Origin of the sequence: Methylocystis sp. L43 (assembly GCF_015709525.1) — a bacterium.
Classification (GTDB): Bacteria; Pseudomonadota; Alphaproteobacteria; order Rhizobiales; family Beijerinckiaceae; genus Methylocystis.
In genome coordinates, this window is the sequence record NZ_JADNRA010000033.1 from 73,277 (window position 1) to 93,963 (window position 20,687).

12 protein-coding genes are annotated in these 20,687 nt (G+C 63.8%); 10 read left to right on the forward strand and 2 right to left on the reverse strand.

Annotated elements, in window-relative coordinates; genetic code table 11:
- Positions 1-75 precede the first annotated feature (75 nt).
- The 7 genes from gshB to IYX23_RS13890 all read left to right on the forward strand — a co-directional run bounded on the left by gshB (position 76) and on the right by IYX23_RS13890 (position 9,542).
- On the forward strand, positions 76-1,053 hold the full coding sequence (gene gshB, locus IYX23_RS13860; protein ID WP_196393344.1) for a glutathione synthase: 978 nt from the start codon (positions 76-78) through the stop codon (positions 1,051-1,053).
- Positions 1,050-3,860, forward strand: a complete 2,811-nt coding sequence (locus IYX23_RS13865; RefSeq protein ID WP_196393345.1) for a [protein-PII] uridylyltransferase — start codon at positions 1,050-1,052, stop codon at positions 3,858-3,860. Before gshB ends, IYX23_RS13865 begins: the two co-directional genes overlap by 4 nt.
- 56 nt (positions 3,861-3,916) lie before the next feature.
- The gene (gene grpE, locus IYX23_RS13870) at positions 3,917-4,513 is read left to right on the forward strand and encodes a nucleotide exchange factor GrpE (RefSeq protein WP_196393346.1); all 597 of its coding nucleotides are present in this window, start codon (positions 3,917-3,919) and stop codon (positions 4,511-4,513) included.
- A 14-nt stretch (positions 4,514-4,527) separates the two neighbouring features.
- Positions 4,528-5,532 carry a magnesium/cobalt transporter CorA gene (gene corA, locus IYX23_RS13875; protein ID WP_196393347.1) on the forward strand — a complete coding sequence of 335 codons (1,005 nt, stop codon included), beginning with the start codon at positions 4,528-4,530 and terminating at the stop codon, positions 5,530-5,532.
- Positions 5,533-5,774: 242 nt separating this feature from the next.
- Positions 5,775-7,289, forward strand: coding sequence for a Do family serine endopeptidase (locus IYX23_RS13880; RefSeq protein WP_348643665.1), 1,515 nt, complete (start codon positions 5,775-5,777; stop codon positions 7,287-7,289).
- A 173-nt stretch (positions 7,290-7,462) separates the two neighbouring features.
- A complete protein-coding gene (locus IYX23_RS13885) occupies positions 7,463-8,146 on the forward strand; it encodes a response regulator transcription factor (protein ID WP_196393348.1) in 684 nt (227 codons plus the stop codon).
- Positions 8,130-9,542, forward strand: a complete 1,413-nt coding sequence (locus tag IYX23_RS13890; RefSeq protein WP_196393349.1) for a HAMP domain-containing sensor histidine kinase — start codon at positions 8,130-8,132, stop codon at positions 9,540-9,542. The genes IYX23_RS13885 and IYX23_RS13890 overlap by 17 nt, the downstream gene beginning before the upstream one ends.
- Here IYX23_RS13890 and IYX23_RS13895 read toward each other — a convergent pair.
- Together IYX23_RS13895 and pepN are read right to left on the reverse strand one after the other, a co-directional pair.
- Entirely contained in the window at positions 9,434-11,872 is a 2,439-nt protein-coding gene (locus IYX23_RS13895) for a PAS domain-containing sensor histidine kinase (protein WP_196393350.1), read from the reverse strand. The two genes, IYX23_RS13890 and IYX23_RS13895, sit on opposite strands and share 109 nt — an antisense overlap.
- Positions 11,873-11,995: 123 nt before the next feature.
- Positions 11,996-14,632: an aminopeptidase N gene (gene pepN, locus IYX23_RS13900; protein WP_196393351.1), complete on the reverse strand. Its 2,637-nt coding sequence runs from the start codon at positions 14,630-14,632 to the stop codon at positions 11,996-11,998.
- 519 nt (positions 14,633-15,151) lie between these two features.
- Between pepN and IYX23_RS13905 the strand changes: the two genes are divergently transcribed.
- From IYX23_RS13905 to IYX23_RS13915, 3 genes are read left to right on the forward strand one after another with little or no spacing between them, the layout of a single operon-like run.
- Complete coding sequence (locus tag IYX23_RS13905) at positions 15,152-16,105, forward strand: efflux RND transporter periplasmic adaptor subunit (RefSeq protein ID WP_246716802.1); 954 nt, start codon at positions 15,152-15,154, stop codon at positions 16,103-16,105.
- A 9-nt stretch (positions 16,106-16,114) separates the two neighbouring features.
- Complete coding sequence (locus IYX23_RS13910; RefSeq protein WP_196393353.1) at positions 16,115-19,261, forward strand: CusA/CzcA family heavy metal efflux RND transporter; 3,147 nt, start codon at positions 16,115-16,117, stop codon at positions 19,259-19,261.
- Entirely contained in the window at positions 19,258-20,628 is a 1,371-nt protein-coding gene (locus tag IYX23_RS13915; protein WP_196393354.1) for a TolC family protein, read from the forward strand. The genes IYX23_RS13910 and IYX23_RS13915 overlap by 4 nt, the downstream gene beginning before the upstream one ends.
- The last annotated feature ends 59 nt before the right edge of the window (positions 20,629-20,687 follow it).

Below are 20,687 nucleotides of genomic sequence, written 5' to 3' on the forward strand. Positions count from 1 at the left end.
TGCTATGTGTCGCCGGGCGGCGGCGCCGTTCCCAAGGGCCGGCGCAGGGCGGCGGCGGCCGGAGCAGGGGGATCGATGCTCGAGATCGCGGTCCAGATGGACCCCTTGGAACGCATTAATTTTGCTGGAGATTCGACCTTCGGGCTGATGCTGGAGGCGAAGCGCAGGGGCCATCGCCTGTGGTTCTACACGCCGGATCAACTGTCGCTTGAAGGCGACCGGCTGACGGCGCGGGCGCGTCGCATCGACGTTTTCGACGATCCTTCGCGCTATTACACGCTTGGCGAGGCCACCGATCTTGAACTCGGCGCCATGGACGTGGTGCTGCTGCGTCAGGATCCGCCGTTCGATCTCGCCTATATTACCTCCACGCATTTTCTGGAGCGGCTCGCGCCGAGGACTCTCGTCGTCAACGACCCTGCGCATGTGCGCAACGCGCCGGAAAAAATCTTCGTAATGGAGTTCGCCGATCTGATGCCGCCGACGCTGATCACGCGCGACCGCGCGGCGATGGAGCGCTTCCGCGCCAAGCATGGCGAGATCGTCATGAAGCCGCTCTACGGCCATGGCGGCGCCGCGGTGTTCAAGGTCGCGCCACGCGATCCGAATTTCGGTTCGCTGTTCGACATGTTCGCGACGACTTTCCGCGAGCCATGGGTCGTGCAGCGGTTCCTGCCGGAGATCGTTAAGGGCGACAAGCGCATTCTTCTCATTGACGGCGAGGCGATGGGCGCGATCAACCGCATTCCGGCCGATGACGACATCCGCTCCAACCTGGTGCGCGGCGGGGCGCCGGCGGCGTCCGAACTCAACGCGCGCGAAAGAGACATTTGCGCGAGGCTCGGGCCCGAGCTGAAACGGCGCGGATTGGTCTTCGTCGGCATCGACGTGATCGATGGCTGGCTCACCGAGATCAACGTGACCTCGCCGACGGGGCTCCGCGCGCTAAAACGCATCGGCGGGCCGGATCTTGCGCCGCCGCTCTTCGACGCCATCGAGGCGCGTCTGCGCGCCCTGCGCGCATCGGGCCGATCGCCGGAACTGACTCTATGAACGAAGCAGCGCCGCTCAGCGTTTTCGCCGGGCTCGATCCCGATAAGCAGTTTCGTGGACTACGCGAGGCTCTCGCGCCATCGGTCGCCGCGATCTGCAAGGGTGAGCGCGGCCATGCGCGGCGCACGGCGATCGTCGAATTGTTTCGCTCGGTCTTGGCGGAAGGACGCGAGATCGCGCGCGCCCGGCTTGAGGCGCGCGGCTCGGGACTGGCGTGCGCGAGATTGATTTCAGGGCTCGAAGACGAGTTGATCGGCGCCATCTACGACTATGTCGTGCGCTACGTTTACGTCGTCGACAATCCGACATTTGCTGAGCGTCTCGCCATTATCGCGGTTGGCGGCTATGGACGCGGGACGCTGGCGCCGGGCTCCGACATCGATCTGCTGTTTCTCGTGCCTTACAAACAGACTCCGTGGGGCGAAAGCGTCATCGAGGCGATCCTTTATATTCTTTGGGATCTGCGTCAGAAGGTGGGCCATGCGACGCGCTCCGTCGCCGAGTGCATGCGTCAGGCCCGCGCCGACATGACCATTCGAACCACGCTTCTCGAAGCGCGCTTCATTCTCGGCAACGCCGAGCTGTTCAGCGAGTTCCGTGAGAGCTTCGACCGCGAGATCGCCCGTTCGGATACGCGCGAATTCGTCTCCGCCAAGCTCGCCGAACGCGACGCGCGGGTGATGCGCGCCGGCGCCTCGCGATATCTCGTCGAACCAAATGTGAAGGAAGGCAAAGGCGGCCTGCGCGATCTCAACACGCTGTTTTGGATCGCCAAATATGTCTATCGCGTCCGTGAGGCGAAGGAGCTCGTCGCCGCGGGCCTCTTCACCGCGGCGGAGCTGAGCCTGTTCGAGCGCTGCGAGGAGTTTTTGTGGCGCGTGCGATGTCATCTGCATTTCGCGACGGGGCGCGCCGAAGAACGGCTGGCCTTCGACGTGCAAACGACGATCGCCAGGCGCCTGGGCTATCACGACCGGAGCGGGCTATCGCCGGTCGAGCGCTTCATGAAGCACTATTTTCTCGTCGCCAAGGAAGTTGGCGATCTCACCGCGATCGTCTGCGCGGCGCTTGAAGAAAAGCAGGCGAAGCCGCGCGCCATCTTCGAGCGCTTCCTGCAGCCGTTTCGGCGCCGGCGCAGTCGCGCCCCGCAAGGCGACTTCATCGTCGATCACGACCGCATCAGCATCGTCGACGCCGATGTGTTCAAGCGCGATCCCGTCAACATCATCCGGCTGTTCTGGATGGCCGATCATCATGGCCTGCCGCTGCATCCCGACGCTTTGCGGGCGGTGACTCTGTCGCTGCGTCTCATCGACGCCGATCTGCGCGCGAATAAGGAAGCCAATCGGCTGTTTCTCGAAATCCTGCTCTCGCGCAACATGACCGAAATTACGCTGCGCCGGATGAATGAGACCGGCGTGCTTGGGCGTTTCATTCCGGATTTCGGCAAGATCGTCGCGATGATGCAATTCAATATGTATCATCATTATACGGTCGACGAGCATCTGCTGCGCGTGGTCGGCGGACTGTCCGATCTCGAAGCCGGACGCATGCCGGAGCATCAGCAGCTGGTTGACGAAATCCTGCCGACGATCGTTAACCGCAAGGTGCTTTATCTGGGCCTGCTCCTGCACGACATCGCCAAGGGCCGAAAGGAGGACCACTCGCTCGCCGGCATGGAGGTGGCGCGCAGCCTGTGTCCGCGTCTGGGCTTTACCCCGGGCGAGACCGAATCCGTCGCCTGGCTCGTCGAGCATCATCTCACCATGTCGAGCTTCGCGCAGAGCCGCGATCTCTCCGACCGCGTCACCATCGAAAATTTCGCCGCTATCGTTCAAACGATGGAGCGGCTGAAGATGCTGTTCGTTCTTACCGTCTGCGACATCAACGCGGTCGGGCCCGGCGTGCTCGACGCCTGGAAAGCGCAGCTGCTGCGCGTGCTCTACTGGGAGACCGAGGTTGTGCTCGGCGGCGGCCATTCCGCGGTCGATCGCAAGAGTCGCGTCGCCGCCGCGAAGGCCGAGCTGCGCGCGGCGCTTCCAGAGTGGAGCGACGACGAGTTCGACGCCTACGCCAAGCGTCACTATCCGGCCTATTGGCTCAAGGTCGACATCGCCCGCAAGCTGCGCCACGCGGAGCTGCTTCGCCAGATGAATGGCGCATCGGCGCCGCTGGCGACCGCGGTCGAACTCGACAGGACGCGCGGCGCCGTGGAGCTGACCGTCGTCGCGCCCGACAATCCGCGTCTGCTGTCGATCATCGCCGGCGGCTGCGCCGCAGGCGGCGCCAATATCGTCGACGCGCATATCTTCACCACCGCGGATGGTCTCGCGCTCGACACGATCTTCTTCTCGCGCGCCTTTGATTTTGACGAAGACGAGATGCGCCGCGCCGGGCGAATCGCCGGCCTCATCGCCAGAGCGCTGCGCGGCGAGGTCATCGTGTCCGAAGAGCTGCGGGCGCGCGCCAAAACGCATCTGCCGACCGACGCCTTCTCGGTCGCGCCTGAGGTCGTCGTCGATAACAGCCTGTCAAACGTCTATACGGTCATCGAGGTCTCGGGACTCGACCGGGAGGGGCTGCTGTTCGAACTCACCAACGCGATTTCGCGGCTCAATCTCAATATCGCCTCGGCGCATATCGTCACCTTCGGCGAGCGCGCCGTCGACGCCTTCTATGTCACGGATTTGACGGGAGCGAAGATCGCCTCACCGCAGCGGCAGGCGACGATCAAGCGCCAGCTCCTGGATGTGTTTCGCGGTCCCGGCGCGCGCGGGGCCAAAACGCCCGCCGCCGCCGCGACTTGATTTTGACGTTTCGCGCGCAGATATCGAAGCCTTTACGAAAGAATGATGGTGACAGCATGAGCGATCCAACGAACGCAGACAAGAAGGCTGAGTCGACGGAGAATCGGGGAGGCGCAGAGCCTTCGTCCTTGTCGCAGCCGTCGGCCGAATCCGACATTGCGCAGCCGGAGCCGTTCACCGAGCTCGAAAATCTCTATGCGGAAAACGCTGGGTTAAAGGACAAGCTTCTTCGCGCGCTCGCCGAAGTCGAGAATGTCCGCCGTCGGGCCGAGCGCGAGATCGCCGACGCGAAAACTTATGGCGTGGCGAATTTCGCGCGGGAGATGCTGTCCTTCGCCGACAATCTACGTCGCGCGATCGAGAGCGTGCCGGAGGAGGCGCGCGCCGAGCCGGCGGTCGCGTCGCTGCTTGAGGGGGTCGACGTGATGGAGCGTGATTTTCTTGCGCGGCTCACGCGCTTCGGCGTCAGGAAGATCGACGCAAAGGGCGCGCGCTTCGATCCTAATCAGCATGAAGCGCTGTTCGAAATTCCCGACGAGACGCAACCCGCGGGCACGGTGGCTCAGGTCGTTGAGCAAGGCTACATGATCGGCGAACGCGTGTTGCGTCCTGCAAAAGTCGGCGTGGCGCGCGGCGGATCAAAGCCGTCCTGACCGGGGCAGGGTGCATGGACGAGCGAGCGAGCGCGACGAAGCCTACGGAAGCCGGGGTCGTCGCAGCGGCGGTCTATCACACTGGACGTAAGATCGCCGATATCGAGATCGACGAGGCCGGCGAGTGGACCAAGCGCGAAGGCTATGTCGTCTGGATCGGACTCTACGAGCCGTCACAAGAGCTGTTGGAGCGAGTCGGCGAACAGTTCGCGTTGCATCATCTCGCGATCGAGGACGCATTCAAGGCGCATCAGTTTCCCAAGCTCGAAGAATATGAAGACAGCGTTTTCATCGTCGCGCGCACCGCGCAGATGGTTGATGGGCGCATCGCCTTCGGCGAGACGCATATTTTCATCGGCGCCGGCTATGTCGTGAGCGTGCGCCATGGCGCATCGAGCTCGTATGCGCATGTGCGAGAACGTTGCGAGGCGCGCGCGGAACGCCTTTCGGAGGGCGAAGACTTCATTGTCTACGCCATTCTCGATTTCATCGTCGACAATTACTTTCCGGTGCTCGACGCGATCAACGATCAGGTCGAGGACATCGAGGATCATGTTCTCGCGACGACGATGGGCAAGCCGGAAATCGAGCAGCTCTATAGTTTGCGGCGCGACCTCTTGCATCTGCGCAACGCCGTAACGCCGCTTTCAGACGTCTGCCGTCGCTTGGAGCGCAGCGACGTCGTCGCCATCGATCGGGAAATGCGGCCGCATTTTCGCGACGTTCGCGACCATCTGCGCCGCGTCCAGGAACGCATCGACACGATGCGTGAGACGCTCGCCTTCGCTTTCGAGTCGAGCCTGATGAACGCGCAGATTCAGCAAACCGACATTTCGCGGCGGCTCGCCGCCTGGGCCGCAATTCTGGCGGTGCCGACGGCAATCGCCGGCATTTACGGCATGAACTTCCGGCACATGCCCGAACTCGACTGGAAATACGGCTACTACGTCGTCCTCGGCGTGACGGTGAGTATCTGCGGCTATCTATACTATCGGCTGCGTCGCGCCGGCTGGCTGTGAGCACCGCCCGCCATCGCGGCCGAGGCGCGTCGCCAATGCTCTCACGCCGCGCGTGTCTCAGGCGCAGTCGCCCGCGATCTTTTCCTTGGGCCTAGCGCCCGACAGCTTTCTTGGGCCTAGCGCCTTACGAAAGTTTCATCCCGCCGCCATTGGCCCGCAAAGCGGTGATCTCCATCTTTCATCTTGCGGCGACGTTGCGCTTCTCCTCCCGCGGCGTCGTTCAAGATGGAGATTTTTGAGAAATGCCTATCGCAAACAATCCTCGCGACCGCGCCATTGAAGCGCCGCGCCGCGCATCCCGCCTGGCGCTGATGGGCGCCGCGGCCGCATTCGCGCTCAGCGCTGCGATCGGTCCGGCGCCGCTGACGCCGGCTTACGCCGAAGCGCCGCTTTCAGGGTCTGTGACCGCCGCTGGGCCCGCCTCCTTTGCCGACGTAGTCGAGCGCGTCAAGCCCGCCGTCGTCGCCATCAAGGTCAAGGCCGTCGATGATCAGCACGGCGGCGGCATCTTCGAGATGCCGGACGTATCGCCCGACGACCCCATGTATCGCTTTTTCAAGCGCTTCGGCGAAGGTCAGGGCCGCCCGCAACAACACATGACGATGTCGCAGGGCTCCGGTTTCATCATCAGCCCGGACGGTTATGTCGTCACCAATAACCACGTTGTGGAACACGCCAGCGAAGTCGACGTTGCGCTCGACGACGGAAGAACGCTGCCCGCCAAGGTGGTCGGCACGGACAAGCGCACCGACCTGGCGCTGCTCAAGATCAGCGATGGCGCAAAGCTGCCATATGTCGAGTGGGGCTCTGCGGCGCCGCGCGTCGGCGACTGGGTGATCGCGGTCGGAAACCCGTTCGGCCTCGGCGGCTCAGTCACCGCCGGCATCGTTTCGGCGCGCGGCCGCGACATCGGCGCAGGCCCTTACGACGACTTCTTGCAGATCGACGCCCCGGTCAATCGCGGCAACTCCGGCGGTCCGGCCTTTGATTCGCGCGGCAATGTCATCGGCGTCAACACGGCGATCTATTCGCCTTCTGGCGGTTCGATCGGCATCGGCTTCGCCATTCCGGCCGAGGTGGCCAAGGACGTCGTCGCGGCGCTCAAGGAAAAGGGCTCCGTGTCGCGTGGTTGGATCGGGGTCAAGATTCAAAACGTGACGCCGGAAATCGCCGACAGCATGGGGCTGAAGTCCGCGAAAGGCGCGCTCATCGCGCAGCCGCAGCGGGGCGCGCCGGCGGAAGAGGCCGGCCTGAAGTCTGGAGACATCATCGTCGCCGTCAACGGCGAAAAGATTGACACGTCGCGTGATCTCGCGCGCCGCATCGCGATCCTTGGCCCTGGCAAGACGGCGGACATCACCTATCTGCGCTCGGGCGCCGAAAGGACCGTGAAGCTGAAACTCGGCGCCCTTCCCGACGAACGGCAGGCGCGCGCTGACGATGAAGGCTTCTCCGAGCGGGGCCCGGAAATGTCCGGCCTTGGGCTTGAGCTCGCTCCGGCGGCTGAGGTGCGCGGCGCGGGCGGGGAAGGGCTGTTCGTGACTGATCTCGATCCCTCCGGCGCCGCCGCGCAAAAGGGATTGCGCAGGGGCGACGTGATTATCGAGGCCGCCGGGCAGCCGGTGAGTTCGCGTGGCGAGTTCGCCTCCGCACTCGAGGCCGCCCGCAAGGAGGGACGGCGTTCGGTGCTGCTGCGTGTGAAATCTGCGGAGGGCGCGAAATTCATCGCCATCCCGGTGAGAGGCGGAGCCGGCTAAGGCCGCTTAAGGACTTCTTGCGTCGAGGCCGTCACACTGCACCCGCCCGCAGCCGGTCTCCGCAACGAAGAGCGTCGGGCAGAGCCAGTCCCCTCCTGGCTTCCGAACGCGGGGCAGGCTGGCGCACAATGCGCCGGCCTGCCGTTTTTTTGCAATCTCAGCTATAGTGAAACATGCGCATTTTGATCATCGAAGACGACAGCGAAGCGAGCGAATACCTCGTCAAGGCGTTCCGCGAGCAAGGCCATGTCGCCGAACACGCCGCCGATGGGCTTTCTGGCTATGGACACGCCAGCGAAGGCGGCTACGACGTGCTGATCGTCGACAGGATGCTGCCCAAAATGGATGGGCTGTCGCTGATCTCGGGCCTGCGCGAGCAAGGCGTTCAAACGCCCGCGCTCATTCTCTCGGCGCTCGGCCAGGTCGACGACCGGGTGAAGGGTCTGCGCGCCGGGGGCGACGACTATTTGCCGAAGCCCTACGCCTTTTCGGAACTGCTGGCGCGGGTCGAGGCGTTGGCGCGCCGCCGGGTCGGGCCCAAGGGCGAAGAAACTCAATACCGCGTCGGCGATCTGGAGCTCGATCGCTTGTCGCATAAGGTGACGGTCGGCGGCCAAGAGGTGGTGCTTCAGCCGCGCGAGTTCCGGCTGCTGGAATATCTGATGAAACATGCCGGCCAAGTGGTGACCCGCACCATGCTCCTTGAAAACGTCTGGGATTATCACTTCGATCCGCAGACCAATGTCATCGACGTGCATATTTCCCGTTTACGCTCCAAGATCGACAAAGGTCGCGAGAACCCGCTTCTGCACACCATCCGCGGGGCTGGGTATATGATCCGTGACGGCGCTCGGTAAGCTTTTCCGCACGACAGCGTTCAAACTGTCGATAGCCTATCTCGTGCTGTTCTCGATTGGCGCGGGTCTCGTGCTCGCGCGCGTCGGCGCCCGCGTCAAGGAAGTGCTCGACGAACAGATCGAGCAGACCGTCGACGCTGAAATCCGGGCGCTATCCGAACAATATGCGCAGGGCGGCCTGCGCCAGCTCGTCAATGCGGTGGAGCGCCGCGTGCGCGCGCCCGGCGGTTCGCTCTATCTGCTCTCAAGTCATGCCGGGGACGTCATCGTCGGCAATATCGAGCCGCCGAATTTCACGCCCTCCGGCGGCACGGAACTCGTCGAGACGCCCTATGAGCGACGCGGCGAGCCGGGCGTCAAGCATCCCGCCTTGCTGCGGCTGTTTCTTCTGCCCGGCGGCTTTCGCCTTCTCATCGGCCATGACATCGAAGACCATGAAGTGCTTCGCGGCATATTGCGCCGCGCGCTCGGCGTGTCGCTCTTCTGGCTCGCGCTCGTCGGGGCGCTTGGCGGCTTGTTCGTTTCGCATCGCATGCTGGAGCGCGTTGACGTGATGTCTGGCTCGGCGCGCCGCATCATGGCGGGCGATATGCACGAACGACTCGCCATCTCAGGCGCCGGCGACGAACTCGACCGCCTGGCGGAAAATTTCAACGCCATGCTTGAGCGCATCAGCGAGCTGATGGCCGGTTTGCGCGAAGTTTCCGATAATATCGCGCATGACCTCAAGACGCCTTTGACGCGATTGCGCAACCGCGCCGAGGCGGCGTTGCGGGCGGGCTCAGACGACAGCACGCATCGTGCGGCGCTCGCCGCCGTGATCGAAGAGTCCGACAATCTCATTGGCGTCTTCAACGCCTTGTTGATGATCGCGCGGGCGGAGGCCGGATATTCGAGCGACAATATGGCCGTCTTCGACGCCGACTCCGTCGTGCGCGACATCGCCGAGATGTATGAGCCCGTCGCCGAAGAGCAGGGCGTCCGTCTCGATGTCGCGGCGCAGGACGGACTTGCGGTCACCGGCAGCCGCGAACTGCTCGGGCAGGCGCTCGTGAATCTCGTGGACAACGCGTTGAAATATGGCGGGACAGGCGACGAGCCGCGCATCGCCATCGAGGCGCGGCGCGTCGGCGATCGTGTGGAAATCATCGTCGCCGATCGCGGACCGGGCATCGCGGCATCGGATCGCGAGCGCGTGGTGGGACGTTTCGTGCGGCTTGAGAATTCCCGTTCGCGGCCGGGCTCAGGTCTTGGCCTGTCGCTGGCGGCGGCGGTTGCGCGGATGCATCACGGCGCGTTGCGGATAGAAGATAACGCGCCTGGATTGCGCGTCGCGCTGTCGCTGCCTGCGATGCGGACAACCGTCGGCCCGACGGCGCGGATGGAGCGCGCATAAGGCGCAATCTTCGCGGATGCGCCGGCTTCGACCGCGCGCGTCTTCAAAGGGGTCACCGTCGCTGAAGCGGCCGGCAGCCGCATCATGACGACCGTGCCTTCTCCGAGACGGGAGCGGACGCGCAGCGCGCCGCCATGCAGCTCGATGAGGGCGCGGGCGATAGCGAGGCCGAGCCCGGATCCGCGCATGCCGTTTTCCATCAGATCGGCGCATTGTTCGAACGGCTTGCCGAGCTTGGGGATGGCGCGCGGGTCGATGCCGCGTCCCGAATCCTCGACGTAGACGTCGATCGCGCCGCCGTGCGCCCGCGCGCGCACCCGCACGACGCGTCCGATTTCGCTGAATTTGACGGCGTTCGACAGAAAGATGCTGAGCGTCTTGACGATCGCCGCTTCGTCTCCGACGCACCGCAGGTTCTCGCGGACGTCGGCGACAAGTTCGACGTTCTTCACGTCGGCGCGCGCGCGCCAGGCGCCGACGGCTTTGCGCAGCGCCTCCGCGACGTTGATCTCCCGTTCGGCAAGGCGGACGAGGCCCGCTTCCAGACGCGACATGTCGAGAATGTCGGACAGAACTTCGTTGAGGTAATTGCCGCCCTGGCGTATGCCGCAGCAATATTCGAGATATTTCGGCGAACCGAGCGCGCCGAACGGCTCCGCCTCCATCATTTCCGAAAAGCCGATGATGGCGTTGAGCGGCGTGCGCAGCTCGTGGCTCATATTGGCGAGGAATTCCGATTTGGCCACATAGGCGGCTTCCGCCTCTGCCTTTTGGTGATGATACTGCTCGGCGAGAGTCGCGAGCTGCTGCGCCTGCATTTCCAGCGTTTGTCGCGAGCGGGTCAGATCGGCGACGCTCGCCGTGAGGCGGCGTTCCGATTCACGCAGCTTCTCTTCGTTGCGCTTGAGCGCCGTAATATCCGCGCCTACGGAGACATAGCCGCCATCCTTGGTGCGGCGCTCGTTGATCTGAAGCCAGCGCCCGTCGATGAGCTGCGCTTCATAGGTGCGGGCGTCTGGCGAAGGTCCGTCGGGCGAGGCGACCTGAGTGCGGATCAGTGGCGCTGTGGCGCAGCTCATGATCTGCCGATAGTTGGCTCCGGCGGACGCGGCTTCCAGCGAGAGTCCATGCAGCGAGAGAAATTTCGAATTGCAGGTCACGAGGCGGTTCTTGGAGTCCCACAGCACGAAGGCTTCGGAAATGGCGTCGATCGCGTCGCGCAGGCGCAAATTGGCCATCTCGGTCTGTTCGGCGAGCGCGCGTTGCTCCGAAACGTCGATGGCGATTCCAATAAGGTGCTTGCCGGCTTCCCGGCCATCTTCGACAATCTGCGCCCGTGCGCGCAGCCAGATCCATTCGCCGGCCGCGTTCTTCAGACGGAACTCGTGATCGACGCTGTTCGTCCGTGCGCTCGCGACCATGTCGGCCATCGTCTGAAAGTCGCCGTCGTCGGGATGCAGCAGCGCGCTCAATTCCGTATAGGAGAGCGAGCCGCGCTCGGCCGGCAGCCCCAACATTTCATACATGGAGTCCGACCAGTAGATCCGGCCGCGCGCAATGTCCCATTCCCAAAGGCCGCAGCGGCCGCGCGAAAGCGCCGCCTCGAGGCGCCTGCGGATCAACGTATTGGCGCGTTCGACGTCCTGACGGCGCCGGCTCTGGCGGAAATAAGCGAAAACGATGACGAGCAGCAGCAGCGTGGTGCAGGCGAACAGCAGCGCATAGCGGGACGCGATCACGCGCCACTCGCCGAGCACATTGTCGACGGGATAAATCATCGCCACCTGGCCGAACGGCGTCGGCAGTTTCCTGACGCTCACGAGCGCGGGAACGCCATCGGGCAAAGTGACCCGCATGACGCCGGCGTTGTCGGCGAAGTCGACGAGCGCGTCTTCGGCGCCGATGGCTTGCGACAGCGTGAGGTCTTTCGAAGGAATCGGCGGAAAGGCGGCGGCGACGCGGCCGCGCTCGTCCGTCACCAGAATGCGTCGTCCTCGCGCGAGCGCGCCTTGCGGCACGAGCTGATTGAGCGGCGCGCCAAATGGCTTTTGTGCGTCGGTCTTGATTTTTTCGCGCAGGTCCTGCGACACGGCGCGCACGAAAAGGTCGAGATCGTCGACGGCCTGCTCGACCAGTCGATCCTGCATCGCGCTGGTCAGCGACACGACAAAGGCGGCGAGAGAGACGAGGCAAACCGCGCAGGCGGCGAACGCCAAAGGGCGCAGCCAGGAGAAGTCCTTCAGGCGCTTTGCGCCGTCCTCGTCGAACCGGTACGCTCCCCAGACGGTATGGGCGTGAGTCTTCACGCGGGCAGCGGGAGCGCGCGCCATCGATAGCCTCCAAAATGATTGTGATGCGAACGCGGCTCTACGAGCGAATCACCTTCATTCGAATCTCTCGACGCGCGATTGTCCAGACCTTAACGCGACGTTAATGACTCTTTTTTGGGCGCCTCAACCAAGCGCTCGCGTCGCGATATCGCGCAGGTCCGCCGAGAGATTTTTCTGCGCGACGATATGCTTGAGCCGGGCTTCAATGAGTTCGCGGCGCCGCGACTCCATCGTGCGCCACGACCGCAGCGCCGAGAGAAGCCGCGCGGACACCTGGGGATTCTTCGGATCGACTTCGAGAACCACGGCCGTCAGCAAATCATATCCTGACCCGTCGAGCGCATGAAAGCGCGTGAGATTGCCGTTGGCGAAGGCGCCGATCAGCGCGCGCACCCGATTGGGATTGCTCATCGAGAATTCCCGGTGCGTCATCAGACCCAATACGCGCTGAGTGGTCGCCGCTTCCGGAATCATCGCCTGCAGCGAGAACCATTTGTCGATGACGAGCGCGTCTCCGGCATATTGGTCGTAGAATCGGGCGAAGGCCTCCTCGCGCGCATGGCCGCCGAGAAGCGCCAATGTGGCGAGCGCGGCGAGCTTGTCGGTCATATTGCCGGCAGTTTCGAACTGCGCCGTGGCCAGCGACCGCCCTTTTTCAGCGTCGCCCGCGGCCAAAAGATCGAGCGTCACATTGCGTAAAGCGCGGCGTCCCGCGCTCGCAGCGTCGGGCGTAAAGGCGCCAGCGGCGGCAAAGCGCGCGTGAATCGCGTCGAGCTCTGAACCGAGCGAACTGCCGATGTCCGCGCGCAACGCCATGCGCGCCTCAAAGAGCTGATCCGGATCGACGTCGCTGCCCTTTTCGCGCGCAAGGTCGACGTCCGACGGCAGCGACAGCGCCTGTGCGACCAACGCCGGATCGTCCTCGGCCTTGGCGAGCAGCAGTCGCAGCGCCTCGCTCAACCCCCGGGCGTCAAGAGCGCCGGTTTCGAGTCGGCCGAAGATCGCCCGCAGGGCGAGGCTTTGCGACGCCTGCCAGCGATTGAACGGATCGTCGTCACAGGCGAGCAGACGTTCGAGATCCTCGCTCGTCGGCGCGGGTTCGAGGCGCACAGGCGCGGAAAAGCCGCGCAGCAGCGAGACCACGGGCCGTGAGGGAATCTCGCGGAAACGGATGACGCGCTCGGCGCGGTCGAGTTCGATCAAACCACGGGCAAGTTCAGTCGGCGCGGCGTCTTCGCTGACGAGATCGAGCTTTTGCCCGTTCTCGCCAAAGAGCGCGAGCGCCAGCGGGATCACGACCGGCTTCTTGTCGCTTTGACCCGGCGTCGGCGCCGTCTCCTGACGTAACTTCAAAGTGAATGCCTTGGCGATCGGGTCATAGTCGCCCGATGTCGTCACCACAGGCGTTCCCGCCTGACTGTACCAAAGCGCAAAATGGGTCAGGTCGCGGCCGGACGCGGCGGCGAAGCAGGAGAGGAAATCTTCGATCGTCGCGGCCGTCCCGTCGAAGCGTTCGAAATAGAGATCCATGCCGCGGCGGAAGCTGTCTTCGCCGATCAGCGTCCGCAGCATCCGGATGATTTCAGCGCCTTTCTCGTAAACGGTCGACGTATAGAAATTGTTGATTTCCTGATAGACGTCCGGACGCACGGGATGCGCGAGCGGACCTGCGTCTTCGGGGAATTGCGCGAGACGCAGGCCGCGCACGTCGCCGATGCGCTCAACCGCGCGCGAGCGCATGTCAGCCGAAAATTCCTGGTCGCGGAAAACCGTCAACCCTTCCTTGAGGCACAGCTGGAACCAATCGCGGCAGGTGATGCGATTGCCCGTCCAATTGTGGAAATATTCGTGCGCGATCACCCCTTCGATGCCGGCGTAATCGCCGTCGGTCGCGGTGTCGGGCGAGGCGAGCACATATTTGTCGTTGAAGATGTTGAGCCCCTTGTTCTCCATCGCGCCCATGTTGAAGTCGGAAACGGCGACGATGTTGAACACGTCGAGATCATATTCGCGGCCGAATTTCTCTTCGTCCCAGCGCATCGAGCGCTTCAGCGCGTCCATCGCATAGGCCGCGCGCGATTCCTTGCCGTGTTCTACATAGATGGCGAGTTCGACGCCGCGCCCCGTCATCGTCGTGAATCTGTCGCGCACGACGCCGAGATCGCCGCCGACGAGCGCGAACAAGTAAGAGGGCTTTGGGAAAGGATCGCGCCAGAGGGCATAGTGGCGATTGGACCCCGCAAGGTCGCCATGCTCGACGGGATTGCCGTTCGACAGCAGGATCGGCGCTTCGCCTCTCTCGGCTTCGATGCGCGTCGTATAGACGCTGAGCACGTCCGGCCGGTCCAGGAAATAGGTGATGCGGCGAAAACCCTCCGCCTCGCATTGCGTGCAATAGGCCGAGCCGGAGCGATAGAGTCCGGAAAGCTGCGTATTGCCGCTCGGATTGAGCTCCGTATCGATGTCCAGCGTGAAGGGCGCGTCAGGAACTTTGGCGAGAGTGAGGCGATCTTGCGTCGCTTCATAGTCGCCGGGTCCGAGCGTGCGGCCGTCGAGCTTCACGCCCAACAGCATCAACTCGTCGCCGTCGAGCACGAGTGGCGCAGAAGGGTCCCCCGCGGGATTGCGGCGCACCGCCAGTCGCGCGGAGACGCGGGTCTTGGTCGGATGCAGGCTGAAATCGAGTTCGACCGAATCGATCGCGAAATCGGCAGGACGGTAGTCGGCGAGCCGGATGGCGGCGGTCGAAGGATGACGCATTTCGCTCCTCAGGGCTAGGGCCACGTTTCTGCGATGATTATAGAACGGGAGCCGTCGTTTGCGACGTCCAGAGCCGCCGAATGCCAAAGCGCACAGCCGGTTTTTTTGGAAAATCTCCGGCGAAGGGCCGAATTGCCTTGAGCCTGTCGCCGCATCCGGGCAAGATCAACCCATCGCGGCGCCGTAGGAATGCGGCGGCCCCTGTCGCGCGCGTCACTTCAGCGTGCGCCGCTTCGCCTTTGGAACGCGTCCCGCTGCCCTCAACAGCGGAAGGCAGGCGAACGGCCTGTAAAGCGAAGGTTCATGATCACTCACATGCGGCGGACGCTTGCTCCTTTCCTTGGCCTTTGCATTCTCTCGGGCTTTTTTATGCCTGGCGGCCTTCTGACTTTCAGCGCTCCAACAGCGCAAGGCGCCCCCGCCGAAACACAGAACTTGCAACCGATCCTCGTCAAAATCAGCGAAGATCAAATGCGTGTCGCCGGCGTTGAGACTCAGCCCGTTGAGCGGGAGTCAGGCATGGGCGAGCTCGTCGTGCCGGGCGTCGTCGCCGTGCCGCCGCAGCAGCTCCTCATCGTGGCGGCCCCCGCCGCCGGTCTGGTCGAGACTCTGCTCGTCGCAATCGACGAGGATGTCAAACAAGGCGCGCCGATCGCGACACTGAAGTCGTCGGAACTCATCGAAGCCCAGCGCGCCTTCCTGCACGCTGTCTCGGAGGCGAATCTCGCGGCGGAGAAGTTGCGGCGCGACGAGCAGCTGTTCAAGGAGCACATCATCGCGGAGCGGCGATTGATCGTCACGCGCGCCGAGGCCACTCAGGCGCGTTCGGCGCTGGATGAGCGCGGGCAAATTCTGTCGCTGGCCGGCATGACGGATAAGGAGATCGAGACGCTGAAGCGCGAGCGCAAGCTCGCTAGCTCGCTTGTCGTGCGCGCGCCGGTTGCCGGCACCGTTCTGCAGCGGCACGGAACGACCGGAGAGCGCGTGCAGGCGTCGGCGCCGCTCATCACCATTGCGCGGCTCGACCCCATTTGGGTCAATCTACAGGTGCCCCTTGGCCGCGCCGCAGCCCTCGACAACGTCGACCGCGTGCATTTGCCTCTGGCGGGCATCGACGGCAGACTTATTCGCATCGGCCGCACCGTGGACGCGGCGACTCAATCGGTCACAGCCGTCGCCGAGTTTCGGACCGGATCGAGTCCGCTGCGCCCTGGCCAAGCGGTTCAGGCGATCCTGCGCCTTAAGGGCGGCGACGCTTCCCAGTGGCGGGTTTCTTCGGACGCTTTGGTGAACTTCAAGAATCACAATTGGGTGTTCGTGCGCTCACCGGAAGGCTTTGTCGCGACGCCGGTGACGCTACTTTCCGAGACGCCGCAGTCCGCGTCCGTCCAGGGCGCGCTCAAGGCAGGCGAGCGCGTTGCGACCCGCGGCCTGCTGACCTTGCTGGCGGAACTCGCCGAGGCCGAAAGGTGACAATACGCAATGCTTGAAAGACTGATTCGTGTCGCGCTCCAGCAGCGGCTGCTCGTCTTTCTTGGCGCGCTCGGCCTCGCCGCTTGGGGGGCGGTCAGCTATTTCAAACTGCCGATCGACGCATTTCCGGACGTCGCGCCGGTGCAGGTGATGGTCGCCATGCGCGCGCCGGGGCTCACGCCAGAGGAGTTGGAGGCGCGCGTCACCGTGCCGATCGAGCTCGCGGCGAAAGGTATTCCCAGCCTCGTTCGCATGCGCTCGATGACGCGTTATTCGGTGACGCTGATCACCTTCGAATTTTCAGAAGGGACCGACATCTACTGGGCGCGCGCGCAGGTGAACGAGCGTCTGGCGCAAGCGCAAAGTCAGTTGCCGGACGGCGTCTCCGGCGGCCTCGCGCCGATTGTCACGCCGCTTGGCGAGATGGTGATGTTCACCATTGTCGGCGGCGACCTCACGCCGACCGAGCAACGCACGTTGCTCGACTGGACGATACGCCCGGCGATCCGCGGCCTGCCGGGCGTCGCCGACCTCAACGTGCTCGGCGGCTTCGTGCGCACCTTTGAAGTCGCGCCGTTCCCCGCCGCCATGGCGTCTCGCGGCGTCACCGTGGAGATGCTCCAGTCGGCGCTTTCCAACAACAATAAGAACGACGGCGCGGGGCGCGTGCGCGATGGCGAGGAAGCGTTGCTCGTGCGCGCCGAAGGCCGCTTGCGATCGCTGGAGGAAATACGGTCCGTCGTCATCGCCGCGCGGGATACCGGCATCGTCCGCGTCGGCGACGTCGCCGAAGTACGAAATGGCGCGTTGCCGCGCAACGGCGTCGTCGTGCGTAACGGCGAAGGCGAGGCGGTGTGGGGGCTCGTTCTGGGTCTGCGCGGCGCCGACGCGAGCATGGTCGTCAAGGGCGTCAAGGAGCGGCTGGCGGAACTCGAGCCGACGCTGCCGAAAGGCACCAAGATTGAAATCTTCTATGATCGCAGCGAATTGATCGGCAAGGCGGTCTGGACCGTACAGAAAGTGCTGATCGAGGCCATCGTCCTCGTCGTCATCCTGCTCGTCTTGTTCCTCGGCGATCTTCGCGCCGCGATTGTCGTGTCGGTCATTTTGCCGCTCGCCGCGCTCGCGACGTTCGGCATCATGCGCTGGTGGGGACTCTCGGCGAATATCATGTCGCTCGGCGGTCTTGCGATCGCCATCGGACTTTTGGTCGACTGCGCGGTCGTCGTCGTGGAGAACGTCGAACATCGCATGGCGCATGCGCATGACGTCAGTCTTTCCGATCGCATCTTCATGACGCTTGAGGCGACTCGCGAGGTCGCCGTCCCGCTGACGTCCGGCGTGATCATCATCGTCACGGTGTTTCTGCCGCTGCTGTCTCTCGAAGGGCTCGAGGGTCGTCTGTTTGCGCCGGTGGCGCTGACCATCGCCTTCGCGCTCGGATCGGCGCTCGTGCTGTCGCTCACCGTCGTTCCGGCGCTGAGCGCGACATTGTTGAAGCCCGGCCATGCCGACGAGCCCTGGCTTGTGCGCAAGCTCGCCGCGATTTACGAGCCGCTGCTCAGACGCTCGCTCGACAAGCCCTTAATTGTCGGCGCCGCCGCTGTCATCGGCCTCGTCGTCGCCTTCACCGCCTATGCGGGCATCGGCCAGACCTTTATGCCGGTGATGAACGAGGGCACGCCCGTCATCACCATCCGCAAACATCCGACGATCAGCGTCAATATGGCCGCGGAGACCGACATGCGTATTCAGCGCGCAATCATGGAGCGCGTGCCGGAAGTCAAGGGAATGATGGCCCGGGCTGGCGCCGACGAGCTCGGCATCGATCCCGTCGGCCTCAACGACACCGATAATTTCCTGACGCTGGCGCCGCAAAGCGAATGGCGCGGCAAGGATATCGATTGGCTGATGGGCGAGATTCGCGCCGTGCTCGATAGCATGCCCGGCATTTCCTACGCCTTTTCGCAGCCGATCGACATGCGCGTGCAGGAAATGATCATCGGCGCGCGCGGCGATATCGTCGTCAAGATATTTGGCGACGATATCGATGAACTCAACCGCCTCACCCGCGAGGTTACCGCGACATTGCGCAAGATCAAGGGGTCGCGCGACGTTTTCGGTCTGCAGAACGACGGCATGCGCTATCTGACGGCGCGCGTCGATCGTTTGGCTGCTGGACGCTTTGGCCTGAACGCCGGCGAGATTCAGGACGCGCTGCGCGTTTGGGTCGACGGTCAGCCGGTCGGCATCGTGCTGGAAGGGCCGATCCGCACGCCGCTCGTCATACGCGGCTCGGAGACCTCGCGCCGCTCATCCGTCGATTTCGCGCGCCTGCCGATGGTGTCGTCGGAAGGCAAAGTCGTCGAACTGTCGCAACTCGCCGACGTGCGCGTGGAAAACGGGCCGATCCAGATCATTCGCGAGGAAGGCCGTCGCTTCGCCACCGTCCTCGCCAATGTGACGGGACGGGATCTTGTCGGATTCGTCGACGAAGCCAAGAAAGCCGTCGCCAAAAACGTAAAGACGCCGCCGGGATATCGCTATCAATGGGGCGGCCAGTTCGAAAACCAGCAACGCGCATCGGCCCGACTCGCGATCGTCGTGCCGATCGCGCTGGCGCTGATTTTTCTCTTGCTTTATCTAACCTTCAACTCGGTGCTACAGGCGACGCTGGTGTTCTGCAATGTGCCTTTCGCGGCGATCGGAGGCATTTTGGGCCTGTGGCTTTCGGGAGAATTCATGTCCGTGCCCTCGTCGGTCGGCTTTATCGCGCTTATCGGAATCGCGGTTCTCAATGGCGTCGTGCTCATCTCCTACATCAACAAGCTTGTGGCTGAAGGCACGCGCAGCACGCGCGAAGCGGTGTTAGAGGGCGCGCGTCGGCGCATGCGGCCCGTTATGCTCACCGCCACCATCGCGGCTTTCGGCTTGATACCGTTCCTGTTCGCGCATGGGCCCGGCGCCGAGATCCAGCGCCCGCTCGCCATCGTCGTCATTGGAGGGTTGATCTCGGCCACGGTGCTGACCTTAATCCTGCTGCCGATTCTTTATGACCGCACCGCCAATCTTGGCTTGGTCATTCGTCAGAAGTTCCGCGCGCGAGCGATGCGGCAACCCGCGCCGATGCGTGCGCGCGAGGACGTTCGCGCATGAGGATAGGCGCGGTCTTCACGGCATTTTCCTTATTTGCGTTCGCTTTGCCTTTCGAGACGGGAGTCTTTGCACAGGAGCAGGGCGAGCCGGCGGAGATGGAGATCAAAGCGTCTGTCAAAGCTGCGCCCAAGAAAGCGCGCGTGAAATCGCCCAAGAAAGCCGGCGCGCGGCCGCCATCCCAGCGAAGCGGCGGCGTGTTGGCGAAACATCTTGAGATGGCCGTCTTGGTTGATGCGCAGAGCCGTTCGCTCGAAGCGCAGTTTCGCGCCACTTCGGCGCGCTATGCGACGGCCAATTCGATTACGCCAGGTTCGCCCTATGTCGAGGGCTGGCAGCGAAACTCGGCCGCCGGAAATTTACGCAACTTCAATGAAACCGAACTTGAGGTCGGCATGCCCTTGTGGCTGCCCGGGCAGCGGGACGCCTATGCGGGAACTGTCACGACCGGACTCTTCGAGGTTGAAGAGCGACTGGCGCTTCGTCGATTGGAAGTCGCCGGCGTTTTGCGCGACGCGTGGTGGACTGCGCAGCGCGCGGCGCGCGAAGTCTCCGTTGCGCGCAATCGCGTCGCCACCGCCCGCGACATCGGCGCGGATATGACGCGCCGCGTCGAGCTCGGCGACGCCGCTCAGACCGATGCGCTGCTTGCCAGGAACGAAACGCTCGCCGCCGAAACGGAGCTTGCGCAGTCGGAGGGCGCGGTCAAGGTGGCGCGCGCCACCTACGCGGGCCTGACCGGCGGCGCGCAGCCGGATGGGAAGCTTGAATCCGTGCGGCCGCCGATCGACATCGAGGAGCATCCTGCGCTGCGCGCGCCCGTCGCCGCGCTTGCGCGCGCCAGAGCGCAGGCGGAGCTTGTCGACGCGACGCCGATCCCCAGTCCGGAGATCGGCATTTTCGGCCGGCAGGAACATAATGATCAATATGCGACGGACCGCTCGCTTGATCTCTTGGATCCGATCACGAACCAGCGCACGGATGCGACCACGGTGGGGGTGCGCATCCGCATTCCGCTCCCGACCGCCGGCCGAAATGAGCCGAGACGCGCCGAGGCGCTCGCCGAAATGGATCGCGCCACCGCTGAATATGAGCGCGCGAAGCTCGTCGTGCTCGCCGAGATCAAGGCGGCGCGCGCATCGCTAGCGGCGGCGCAAAGCGCGGCGAAACTGGCCAACAGCCGTCTTACCGTCGCCAATGAACAGTTTGAACTGTCGCGCAAAGCCTTCAAGCTCGGAGAGATCAGCGCCTTCGATCTTTATCGCGTGCGGCAGATTCAACTCGAGGCGCAGCGCATGGAGGCGAACGCCGAAATCAATGTCGGCGTCGCGATCTCCCGACTTAATCAGGCGCAGGGGTATGCGCCTTAGAGCGCCTCCCGATCACATGGAATCAAGTGATCGATAGAATCGCCCAATCATCATGTTGG

Bases quoted from the DNA above. Each gene is read 5' to 3' on its own strand.
- corA (WP_196393347.1), top strand. From the start codon at position 4,528: ATGGACGAGCGAGCGAGCGCGACGAAGCCTACGGAAGCCGGGGTCGTC.
- IYX23_RS13865 (WP_196393345.1), top strand. From the start codon at position 1,050: ATGAACGAAGCAGCGCCGCTCAGCGTTTTCGCCGGGCTCGATCCCGAT.
- IYX23_RS13880 (WP_348643665.1), top strand. From the start codon at position 5,775: ATGCCTATCGCAAACAATCCTCGCGACCGCGCCATTGAAGCGCCGCGC.
- gshB (WP_196393344.1), top strand. From the start codon at position 76: ATGCTCGAGATCGCGGTCCAGATGGACCCCTTGGAACGCATTAATTTT.
- grpE (WP_196393346.1), top strand. From the start codon at position 3,917: ATGAGCGATCCAACGAACGCAGACAAGAAGGCTGAGTCGACGGAGAAT.
- IYX23_RS13915 (WP_196393354.1), top strand. From the start codon at position 19,258: ATGAGGATAGGCGCGGTCTTCACGGCATTTTCCTTATTTGCGTTCGCT.
- IYX23_RS13885 (WP_196393348.1), top strand. From the start codon at position 7,463: ATGCGCATTTTGATCATCGAAGACGACAGCGAAGCGAGCGAATACCTC.
- IYX23_RS13910 (WP_196393353.1), top strand. From the start codon at position 16,115: ATGCTTGAAAGACTGATTCGTGTCGCGCTCCAGCAGCGGCTGCTCGTC.
- IYX23_RS13905 (WP_246716802.1), top strand. From the start codon at position 15,152: ATGGGCGAGCTCGTCGTGCCGGGCGTCGTCGCCGTGCCGCCGCAGCAG.
- IYX23_RS13895 (WP_196393350.1), bottom strand. From the start codon at position 11,872: ATGGCGCGCGCTCCCGCTGCCCGCGTGAAGACTCACGCCCATACCGTC.
- pepN (WP_196393351.1), bottom strand. From the start codon at position 14,632: ATGCGTCATCCTTCGACCGCCGCCATCCGGCTCGCCGACTACCGTCCT.